Annotated in this window: 8 protein-coding genes and 1 pseudogene; 6 read left to right on the plus strand and 3 right to left on the minus strand. The window is 65.6% G+C overall.

Annotated elements, in window-relative coordinates; all coding sequences use genetic code 11:
* Together M3B01_RS13865 and M3B01_RS13870 are read right to left on the minus strand one after the other, a co-directional pair.
* Nucleotides 1–416, minus strand: a 416-nt coding sequence (locus tag M3B01_RS13865; RefSeq protein WP_259793042.1) for an antitoxin, incomplete at its 3' end; no start/stop codon positions are given.
* Nucleotides 413–874: an XRE family transcriptional regulator gene (locus tag M3B01_RS13870; protein ID WP_259793045.1), complete on the minus strand. Its 462-nt coding sequence runs from the start codon at nt 872–874 to the stop codon at nt 413–415. The genes M3B01_RS13870 and M3B01_RS13865, both read right to left, overlap by 4 nt.
* 279 nt (nt 875–1,153) lie before the next feature.
* Here M3B01_RS13870 and M3B01_RS13875 point away from each other — a divergent pair, with 279 nt between their 5' ends.
* The 6 genes from M3B01_RS13875 (at nt 1,154) to M3B01_RS13900 (ending at nt 9,126) form a co-directional block, all read left to right on the plus strand.
* Nucleotides 1,154–2,740 carry a PQQ-binding-like beta-propeller repeat protein gene (locus M3B01_RS13875; protein ID WP_259793048.1) on the plus strand — a complete coding sequence of 529 codons (1,587 nt, stop codon included), beginning with the start codon at nt 1,154–1,156 and terminating at the stop codon, nt 2,738–2,740.
* Nucleotides 2,741–2,863: 123 nt separating this feature from the next.
* Nucleotides 2,864–3,067, plus strand: a complete 204-nt coding sequence (locus M3B01_RS13880; protein WP_259793050.1) for a hypothetical protein — start codon at nt 2,864–2,866, stop codon at nt 3,065–3,067.
* Between the two features lie 570 nt (nt 3,068–3,637).
* Complete coding sequence (locus tag M3B01_RS13885) at nt 3,638–5,461, plus strand: nucleoside-diphosphate sugar epimerase/dehydratase (RefSeq protein ID WP_259793051.1); 1,824 nt, start codon at nt 3,638–3,640, stop codon at nt 5,459–5,461.
* Nucleotides 5,462–5,497: 36 nt separating this feature from the next.
* On the plus strand, nt 5,498–6,613 hold the full coding sequence (locus tag M3B01_RS13890; protein ID WP_259793053.1) for an NAD-dependent epimerase/dehydratase family protein: 1,116 nt from the start codon (nt 5,498–5,500) through the stop codon (nt 6,611–6,613).
* Nucleotides 6,614–6,670: 57 nt separating this feature from the next.
* A complete protein-coding gene (locus M3B01_RS13895) occupies nt 6,671–7,897 on the plus strand; it encodes a glycosyltransferase family 4 protein (protein WP_259793055.1) in 1,227 nt (408 codons plus the stop codon).
* Between the two features lie 11 nt (nt 7,898–7,908).
* On the plus strand, nt 7,909–9,126 hold the full coding sequence (locus M3B01_RS13900) for a glycosyltransferase family 4 protein (RefSeq protein ID WP_259793057.1): 1,218 nt from the start codon (nt 7,909–7,911) through the stop codon (nt 9,124–9,126).
* A gap of 17 nt (nt 9,127–9,143) precedes the next feature.
* Here the strand turns inward: M3B01_RS13900 and M3B01_RS13905 are convergent.
* Nucleotides 9,144–10,053: pseudogene (locus M3B01_RS13905) on the minus strand (IS481 family transposase); the annotation flags it as partial.

Raw genomic sequence — 10,053 nt, forward strand, 5'->3', positions numbered from 1 at the left:
GACTCGACTTCAGTGCGGAGACGCGCAATGACGCCCGGCAGGTGCCCCGTGGTGGCCTGCCAGAAGAGGTCGGCGTCCATCGCCCGGTAGCCGCTGTGTGCCGCGATGTTCCGGGTCGTGATGATCCCCCGGCGCTCGTCGTCCGCCACTGCGGTGAGGAATGGTGCGAAGCGGCTCGGCTCCTCGAACAGCGCGGCGAGTCGGATGACGGCCACTGTTGCCCGGTCATAACTGTCCGAGCCCTCGAAGAAGGCCGGGCGCCCCTGCTCGATGACATCGTCGAGGCGGACCTGGATGCGGTCGAGCTCGACCAGCAGCGCCTCCGCGGGCGAGGGCGCGCCGGGGGCTTCGCACTCGGCGCGGCCCTGGATCCGCCACCGGTCCCGCGCCGACGGGGAATCGTCTGCCGAGCTCACAGCGGCACCGCCGTCTCCCGGAGGTGCTCGGGCGTCTCCACCCCGTCGATCACCACGTCGACAGGGAAGCCGAGTAGGTCGGACGCGTCGGCGACGAAGAGCGCATAGTCCAGGGGGTCGGAGTCAGGGTCCCGGGACACCAGGAGATCGACATCAGACTGGTGGTGGTCCGATCCTCGGGCAACGGAGCCGAAGACTCTGACGTGGCGGAGCCCCCGCCGCTCGGCGAGGGCTAGCAGCTCGTCCCGATGAGCGGCGAGAGCGAGGGAGGGGCGGTAGTCCGCCGCGGCGAGCAATCGGGCGAGCATCTCGGCGGAGACCGCTCGACGCCCGGATTCGATGCCCGCGATGTGCGGCTGCTGGGCTCCGACCGCCTCGGCCAGCGCACGCTGCGTCATCCCGGCATCCTCGCGAGCGGCGCGGAGCACCCGGGGGGCATCCTGGAGCGGCACGGTCATGACGCCAAGCATACCCAGCGTGGTATGCGGCGGGGTTGGTGAGTGTGCATCGGTCGATCCGCTGGACGACGGGCGGGGTCGTTGCCGGCCCCGAAGAGACAGGCTCAGCTCTCGGACCGGGTGAGCCGCCGAAAGTGTCGCCCAGCTCGGCGACCGGTACGCCGAATCTCCTCCGCCGGCCGGGGCGTGCCGAAGATGCCTCGCCCGGGCCGCGCCCTCGATAGGCTGACTGACCAGGGCGGGAGAACCGCCCGAGGTGAGGACACCAGGGGAGGGGCCATGGGGGAGCGGCAGGCGCGCCGGCGAATCGGCATCGGGGCGGTGGTCGTGCTCGGCGGAGCGGCGGCGATCGGCGCGGTGCTGTGGACCGGCGGGGGGCTCGTCCCGTACCTGCTCGCCCTCGCGCTCGCGGCAGTGGGCGTGCTCGTCCTGCTCACGGCGCTGCCGACCACCCGCTGGCGCGTCCTCGGCACATCTCTGCTCGTCCTCGCCCTCGCGCTCGCCGTCGCCGTCCCGTGGCGCCTCGCCGTCCGGGAGCTGCACGGCGACCCACTGTGGTCCCTCGACGTCCAGGGGTTCGTGCGGAGGGTCCACTCCGACGGGACACGGCTGCTGTACTCGGACGATGTGGGCCTCCACGCGGTGGACCTCGCGAGCGGGGAAGAGCTGTGGGTGCACGATCCGTCGGGCGGGGGCACGCCGCGGCGCTTCCATGTCGCGACCGACGGGCACGTGCTGGTGCAGTACGAGAGCCAGCGGGGCCAGGTCCTCACCCAGTGGATCTCCCCGGGCGGCGAGGTGCTGTGGAGCCATCCCGCCGAGGCGGCGGTGGGAGACGGGGACGGCGCTCCCGTCGAGATCGATCTCGAGGGCCACCATCTCCGCGAACCGGTCGCCGCCGCCGATGGTGCCCTCGTGGTCGTCACCTGCGCGGACGACGCCGACCATGAGTCCTGCCGCACGCTCGGCATCGGCCCGGACGGGACGGAGGCCTGGTCCCGCGCCTCCCATCCCCGTCCGCTCGGCCTCCGCACGGTCCGCCAGGTCGACGTCGATCCCGGGGAGCCGCGGCAGATCCCGGCGGTCGCGGCGGTGCACGGCCCGGACTCGTCGACCCGCGCGCCGCGGCCGACGGATCTCCTCGACCCCGCGACCGGCGAGGCGCTCGGGACCCTCGAGGTGGCGGGCTTCCTCGGGGTGATGGGCGACGTCGTCGTCCACGAGTCGGCGGAGCAGGGGCCGGACGGCCTGTGCACGACCCGCGGCTGGTCCGCCGACGGCCGGGTGTCCTGGGAGCGGGATCTGCCGTGCCTCGGCCGGGGCGCGGTCGCGATGGGCGACTGGATCTACGGGACCCTGCGCACCGTCCAGGAGGCCGACGGCGAGACGCTCGGCGAGGACGTCCCCGTCGAGGCGTATGCGCTGGATCCGGAGACCGGGGCCCGGCAGGCGGTCGGACCGCTGGACTTCTTCTCGAGCCGCGCCGCGCCCCGCACCGGGGTGCCCGGCACGGACGTCGTCGTGCAGAGGAGGGACCAGCAGATCACCGCGGTCGATCCTGCGACCGGCGAGGAGACCTGGTCGTTCGGGGTCACCGGCACCACGATCGTCCCCGGGGTCGAGGCGGCGCACGGCGCGGTCGTGGTGCACTACGACGTCGAGGACCACCCCGGCCGCAACCCCTTCCTCGCGGGGGACGACCTGACCCTCGCCCGAAGGATCCTCGCCGTCGACACGGCCACCGGCCAGGTGACCGGGTCGCTGCTCACGCCCGACGACGTCTGGGTCGTCGCGCCCGTCGCACCCGGCCAGGTGGCCGTCGCCGCCGGGGACCGGCTGGTGCTGATCGGGGCGCGGCCGAGCTGAGCCAGCCGCTCGCTGACGTCCTCAGTCCCCGAGCCCGGCGAGCAGCAGCGCGGAGAGTGTGATGCCGTCGGCGATCTCCCCGTCGCGGATCAGGGCGCGGATCTCAGGGTCGCTGCACCAAAGGTGATCGCCATCGTGGGGGCGGTGCTGTCGGTGGGCTTCCTGCTGCTGCTGATCGTGCCCGGCTCCCCGGGCGCCCTGGCCACCGAGCCGCTGATCGCCCTGGCCTCCTGGGTGGTGATGGGCATCGTGTTCTTCGTGCTGCGCAAGCCCACGGTGGACGAGATGCCCGAGAAGGAGCTGGAGCAGGTGATCCTCGAGGGGTGAGCGGGGCGCGGGGCCGTCTGGCTGGGGGCCCGTCGGCCGGTGACCACCGCCACCGTGTTGCCCGCACATGCGACAAATACCGGATGCTCGCGTTTTTTCTGTGACCGATTCGTAGTGGTCACCCTGGGAGAACTCTGAGACCTCGCGGTACGATCTGGTCAGCCGTGCACAAAGCACGGCCGTCGACCATGCGGGAGGCAGCGTGGCTCGCAGCGTTCCCCCGCTGCTGAACAATCTGCAGTTGCTCGCCCAATCCGGGTTGGAGCATCTTGCCGACGATCCCGCACTACTCGCCGTCCAGGTGAGCCGCCGCCCCCCTTCCCCTCCGCGACGACGCATCCCGCTGTCGCAGGCGGGTCGGGAGATCGCTACGGATCGTCGTTGGGACGTGCGGGTGAGACGATACGAGACAGTGTACGGGCGGGCTTCCAGGCAGGCAGCGAGCACGAGCAAGCAGACCCCGCGAAGCCGGAGTGCTGACTGATGGAGGAAAGGGCTGGAATGACCGAGTCGATGGAAGCTGAGACTCCCGTACCGGTGACGAGGCGCACCCGCCCGTTCCCTTCGTGGATGGGTCTGGTCACGGATTCCACCGCGTGGTTGATCACCCTGACGGTGCTCACCGTATCCCGCTATCTGCTCGCGGACGTCGAGGTGACAGCGGCGTGGGGCAATGTGTTGCGCAATGTCGGCCTGGTGACGCTGCTGGCCATGGCGCTGCAGAGCATCGGCGGGTATGTGAATGGCCTGTACCGCCGCAAGTACGTGGTGGGGTCCTTGGACGAAGCGCGCGTGCTCACGTTCCTCGCCCTGGGTGTGACGGTGATCCTCTCCGCGGTGGTGCTCGCCACCGCCGCGATCCCGCGCAGCGTGATCCTGGCGATGTTCCCCATGGCACTGCTCATCATGGGGGCAGTCCGCTTAATGTTCCGCGCGATCGTGGAAGGGCGTTCCGTGCCGGGGGAGGAGGCCCTGCCAGCGCTTCTGTACGGCGCAGGAGAACTGGGGCACTCCGTGGTCCGCCAGATGCGCGTTGATCCGCTCTCCGAGTTCAACCCGGTGGGTTTCATCGACGATGATCCCGGTAAGAAAGGCTTCGTGCTCAACGGGCTGAAGGTGCTGGGCTCCGGTGAGCGACTCGCCGACCTCGTCGAACAGACCGGAGCTCAGGCCGTGGTCATCTGCCTCAACCGCGTTGACTCCACCTTCCTGCGTGAAATCCACAACGTGACCGACCCCCTGGGCGTACGCCTGCTGGTGTTCCCCTCGATCAACGAGGCACTGAATCAGCGCCGCAATGCACGCAGCCTGCGGGACGTGTCCGTGGATGACCTCGTGGGCCGGCATCCCGCCGAGATCGACCTCTCCTCCGTTGCCGGGTATCTGTCAGGGAAGCGGGTGCTGGTCACCGGGGCCGGCGGTTCGATCGGCTCGGAGCTGTGCCGGCAGATCCACAAGTACGGCCCTGCCGAGCTGTTCATGCTGGACCGGGACGAATCCGGCCTGCACACCACCCAGATCTCAATCTTCGGACACGGCCTGCTGGACACGAAGGACGCCGTTCTGGCCGACATCCGGGACCCCGAGGGGCTGCAGCGTGTGTTCCGGGACCGCCAGCCCGAGGTGGTGTTCCATGCCGCCGCGTTGAAGCATCTACCGATGCTCGAGCAGTACCCCGCCGAGGCGTGGAAGACGAACGTGCTGGGCACTCTGAACGTGCTCAACGCCTCCATGGACGTCGGCGTGGAGCGGTTCGTCAACATCTCCACCGACAAGGCTGCGGATCCCACCAGTGTGCTGGGCCACTCCAAGCGCATGGCGGAGCGCCTCACCGCCTGGGCGGCGCGCCAGGACGCCGGCAGCTACGTCTCGGTGCGGTTCGGCAATGTGCTGGGCTCACGCGGTTCGATGCTGCCCACCTTCCAGGCACAGATTGAGAAGGGCGGCCCGGTCACGGTCACCCACCCGGATGTAACCCGCTACTTCATGACCATCCCCGAAGCATGCGAACTGGTGGTCCAGGCAGGCGCCATCGGGGAAGATGGCCAGGTGATGATCCTGGACATGGGCGAGCCCGTACGTATCCTGGACGTGGCGAAGCGGATGATCGAGATGTCCGGCAAGGACGTCGAGATCGTGTTCACGGGCCTGCGCCACGGCGAGAAGCTCCATGAGGACCTGTTCTCCGTGAACGAGCAGGTGGAGAGCCCGCGCCATCCACGGATCTCGCATGCGCCCGTAACCCCCGCCTCCCCCTCGGATTTGGCCTTCGAACCGTGGTTGGAAGCGGCGAGGGACAAGTCCGCGCTCGTCGCCAACGAGCCCGAGGGGCCACAAGAGCGACGTTCGCTCTCCCTGCAGGACGAGGTCTTCGGATCCCGAAGCGTGGGCTGACAAGATAACCAACCATAGCGAGACACAGGAGCCCTCATGCCTCTCGATACCGACGCACGCATTCTGATCACCGGCGCTTACGGGTTCTTGGGATGGCACCTCCGGATCCGACTGCAATCCCTCGGCTACGAAAACGTCCAGGCCGTGGGCAGGGAGCAATGGGACTCGCTGAGGGACTTCACCACCGACATCGATGTCGTGTTTCATCTCGCAGGTATCAACCGGGCCGAGGATGACGTCGTCGAGAATGGCAACCGTGAGCTCGCAGAGCAACTGCGGGACGCGTTCGGGGACGGCGTACCGCAGGTGGTCGTGTTCGCCGACACGATCCACGCAGACTCTGACACACCCTACGGGCGCGGCAAGACCGCCGCCGCCCAGGTTCTGCGCGGATGGATGAACGGTGCGGCTGGTCGGTTCGTCGATGTACGGCTGCCGAACCTGTTTGGTGAACACGGACGCCCTTTTTATAACTCTTTTGTACCGACGTTCGTAGAACTGGCAGTAATTGGCAAGGAGCCTGATATCCAGGACCGCGAGGTCCCGCTATTGCACGTGCAGGCGGCAGCGCAGACGATTATCGACGCCGTGGACGCCCCGGCCGGTCACGTGACGCCGGAAGGCACCGCAGTACGGGTCAGCGAGGTGTGGGAGATTCTGCGGGAGCAGCATTCGCTTTACGAGCAGGGGACGATCCCGGACATCTCTGAGCCGCTACGCCGCGACCTTTTTAACATGCTGCGCTCGCGCATGTTCCTGGACCGCCCAGCGATCCCGTTGAAGATGAACACCGATTATCGCGGCAGCTTCGTCGAGACCGCCCGTGTGATGGGTGGACAAGGTCAGACCTCGTTCTCCACGACCGGTCCCGGTATCACCCGTGGTCAGCACTACCACTTGCGCAAGGCCGAACGCTTCGTGGTGCTCTCCGGTAGCGCCCGCATTAGCATTGCCAAGGTGTTCGGGGACCCGACCGAGCGCGTTGATCTCGATGTCGATGGGGACAGCCCCACCGCCGTGGACATGCCGACCGGCTGGGCTCACAACATCACCAATACCGGCGAACAGACACTCATCACACAGTTCTGGATCAGCGAGCTGTTCGACTCGACGGATCCGGACACTGTGCCCAGCGAGGTTCCGGAACGGTAATGCTGGATACGTGATCAGCCCCTTACGACTCACCGCGAGACAACCGGAGAATGTCGAATGAAGATTCTGGTTCTGTCCCAATACTACGCCCCTGAGAACGTGCCGATCCCTGAGCAGGTAGCTCGCGGGCTGGCCGCCCGAGGTCATCATGTACAGGTGCTGACAACTTTTCCGAGCTATCCGCGGGGGAAGGTGTTTGATGGGTACAGGCAATCGCTCGGGGAGGTGGAGATGAGGGAGGGCATCCGTATTACTCGACTTCCGACCTTCACAGACCACTCAATGAATCCGGCGCGTCGCGCGCTCAGCTACGCGTCGTTCGCCGCAAGCTCCGGAATTGCCACAAAATTAATACGTGGCGCAGACGTCATCTACGTCTACGCCACGCAGCTCACCGCCGCGGGCGCGCCGTGGCTGCATCGACTGCTGGGTGGCACGCCATATGTGGTGCATGTCCAGGATCTCTGGCCCGATTCGGTGATCGGCTCATCACTTGTCCGATCTGGGATGGCGCAGCGAATTGTCGGCGGTGTCATTGACCGCTGGGCGGCCAGTGTGTATGAGCATGCGTCCGCAGCTGTGGCGATCGCGCCCACGATGGCCTGCCTTCTTGCGGAGCGAGGAGCCGGCGATCGAGTGAGGACCATTCCCAACTGGACGAACGAAAGCCATGAAGTTGTGAAGGCCCGGCAACCAGTCAATTCACGTGGACGGACAGAGATCCTCTACGCGGGCAACATCGGCGATATGCAGAACCTCGAAGTCGCTGTCGAGGCGGCGCACCGCACAGCGGAGTCCGGAGTGGTCCTCCGCCTCGTCGGGGCCGGAACGGCCAGTGAGTCGGTAGGACGCAAGATCGTCCAGCTGGGGGCGCAGAACGTCTTACTCGGCGGGCCTGTTCCTCCGTCGGCGATGCCGCAGTTGTATGCCGAGTCAGACTTCTCGCTCGTGTCGTTGAAGGACCTGGAGGTGTTCCGGGCAACGATCCCATCCAAGTTCCAAGCCTCGTTGTTCCATGGGATCCCCGTCATTGCAGCTGTGGCAGGGGACCTGTCCCAGGTCGTTGCAGAATACAGGGTGGGTCTTCTAGCTGAGCCTTCGTCCGTGGATTCGCTCGCCGCAGCATTTCGGAAGGCTGCATCGCTGTCTGTGGACGAACGCCGCTCAATGAGGGAGAGGTGCTCAGTGGTGTATCGAAAGAATTTCTCTCAGGAGAGTGGACTCGGTGGCATTGAAGACGTTTTGATTGCAAGTGCCGTAGAACGAAATCGTACGGGAAGGTAAATCCAGCTGCCATGGTGGGCAACAACTCAAACGGTCGTCCCAAAAAGGTGGTCGTACTAATCGGTTATTTCGACACTTTCAGCGGATACCAGGAGATCGGACTGGCGCGGTCTCTAGCGCAAGACTACGAAGTTCATGTGATCACCAGCGATCAGGTGAATCCAATCTTCACTGACGAGCACCTCGGGCGAATCGGCCAACCACGGCGTTATACGGAGCTCACCGGGAAGTACTGCGACGCGAATATCATCCGTCTCCCGTCGCGGCATGTGCGCGCCATGGCCTTCAACCGAAGGGTGGGTTCGACGCTTGCCGCCCTGGACCCGGACATTGTAATCCAGATGATGCCCGGCCAGATCATGCCGAGTCTGGCAACGCGGGCGAGTGGGGGGAAGCCTCGGGCCGTGATCTTCGGTGATAATCGCGCGATGTGGGCTTACCTGTCGCCGTTTCAGCAAAAGGTGAAAGAGGTTGTATTCACGCTGACCAAGGGCCTGGTCTACTGGTTAACCGTCCGTAAAGCAGCAGTGGTTCTGTGCTATACCCAAGATACGCGCAATCGGCTTAGAAAGTTCTTTTCGGGTGTGCCGTCTCACCTACTTCCGTTGGCGTTCGATGACGAGATTTTTCGATATGACCAACGATTGCGGGACGAGGTCCGTGCTGAATTTGGGTTTACGGAGTCTACCAGGGTTTTCCTCTTGGTGGGGAAGTATAAACGCGAGAAGCGCTTCGAAGAGTTCATTGAGGCTTTTGGTGAACTTCGTCGTGGCGGCTCGGATTCGCGACTCCTAGTAGTGGGCCCATCTCTTGAGCAGTTGCGGGGGGTGCTAGATTCGAGCAGTCTAACTGGTGGCGCCGTAATAGTTGCTCCTTTTGCGGATCATGCGCGATTGAACGCGCTGATGAATGCCGCGGACGTGGGAATCTGGCCCGCGATGCCCGCAATCACCATCCAGCAGGCGATGGGTAGCGGCCTCTTTGTGGTAATCAACGACGACGACCTCGTAGGGCACCTCGTGCAGGACGACAGGGTTGGCATGAAGATCCTAGGACTGGCAGATCAGTCCCCAGAGCAGATGGCTCAGGCCTTGGATAGTGCTGTCAGACGCCTTGCAGTCTCTTCGCGGCAGGAGCGTGCCAGCATCAACCACTGGTTGAGCATTGACGGGCTCGGCCGCCGAGTGATAGATCTATTAGCCAACCCCGGAGAGACACGAGAAAGCTGACCGGTGGCTCTCTACCTCTAGGTGTGGTTGGTCATGACGTTGTCGACGCCGGTGTGGAGGCGTGAGGCCGGGGGCTGATCGCCGCAGGCGGTGTGGGGCCGTTGGTAGTTGTAGTGGTGGTTCCAGACTCTGATCGCTTCGCGGCGCTGGTTCTCGGATTCGTAGCGGCGGGCGTAGAGGCACTCGTGGCTCATCAGCCGTTGGTAGCGCTCGATCTTCCCGTTGTGCCGGGGCGCGTAGGCCCGGGTGCGCTGGTGCCGGCCGAGAACGCGCTGGTCGAACGATTAAACGCCTTCGCGGTGTAGTTCGCGCCGTTGTCCGTGACCAGGCGCGTGATGCTGGTGATGCCGTGAGCTGCGAAGAACACTCGGGCGCGGTGGAAGAACCCGATGGTCGTGGCGGCTTTCTCGTCCTGGAGAGCCTCGGTATAGGCCAGGCGGGAGAACCCGTCCTGCATGGAGTGGAGGTAGGTGTAGCCGGCCTTCTGCTTGTGGGCACGCCTGCTGGCCAGGGCCTTCTCGCTGCCGTGACCATGGGCCCACCAGCCGCCGCCCTCGGGGATCTTCCCGACCTTCTTCACGTCCATGTGGACCATGTGGCCCGGATAGCGGGCCATGATCTTCCCGGGCTTGCGGAGGTCCTCCCCGTCGGGAGTGATGTCCCGGATGCGATTCAGCCCGAGCCGGTCCAGCCAGCGCGTCACCGTTCGCACACAGCACCGGACACCGTGCCCCTGGCCGAGTTCGCGGGCGATCCTGTGCGCGAACCACTTATTGGTCCGTCGCCAGTGCTCGATCAACTCCACCACCCACGCAGGCAGCCGGGAGGGGCGGTTGGCCGGAGCACTGGACCGGTCCACGAGGCCGGCGCTGCCGCGGTCACGGTAGCGGGCTACCCACTGATGACGCTCGTTGAAATTCCCCAGTT

Origin of the sequence: Brachybacterium sp. p3-SID957, from assembly GCF_025144775.1 — a bacterium.
Classification (GTDB): domain Bacteria; phylum Actinomycetota; class Actinomycetes; order Actinomycetales; family Dermabacteraceae; genus Brachybacterium; species Brachybacterium epidermidis.

Coding starts and splice junctions, on each gene's coding strand:
- M3B01_RS13895 (WP_259793055.1), top strand. CDS start 6,671: ATGAAGATTCTGGTTCTGTCCCAATACTACGCCCCTGAGAACGTGCCG.
- M3B01_RS13900 (WP_259793057.1), top strand. CDS start 7,909: ATGGTGGGCAACAACTCAAACGGTCGTCCCAAAAAGGTGGTCGTACTA.
- M3B01_RS13870 (WP_259793045.1), bottom strand. CDS start 874: ATGACCGTGCCGCTCCAGGATGCCCCCCGGGTGCTCCGCGCCGCTCGC.
- M3B01_RS13890 (WP_259793053.1), top strand. CDS start 5,498: ATGCCTCTCGATACCGACGCACGCATTCTGATCACCGGCGCTTACGGG.
- M3B01_RS13885 (WP_259793051.1), top strand. CDS start 3,638: ATGGGTCTGGTCACGGATTCCACCGCGTGGTTGATCACCCTGACGGTG.
- M3B01_RS13875 (WP_259793048.1), top strand. CDS start 1,154: ATGGGGGAGCGGCAGGCGCGCCGGCGAATCGGCATCGGGGCGGTGGTC.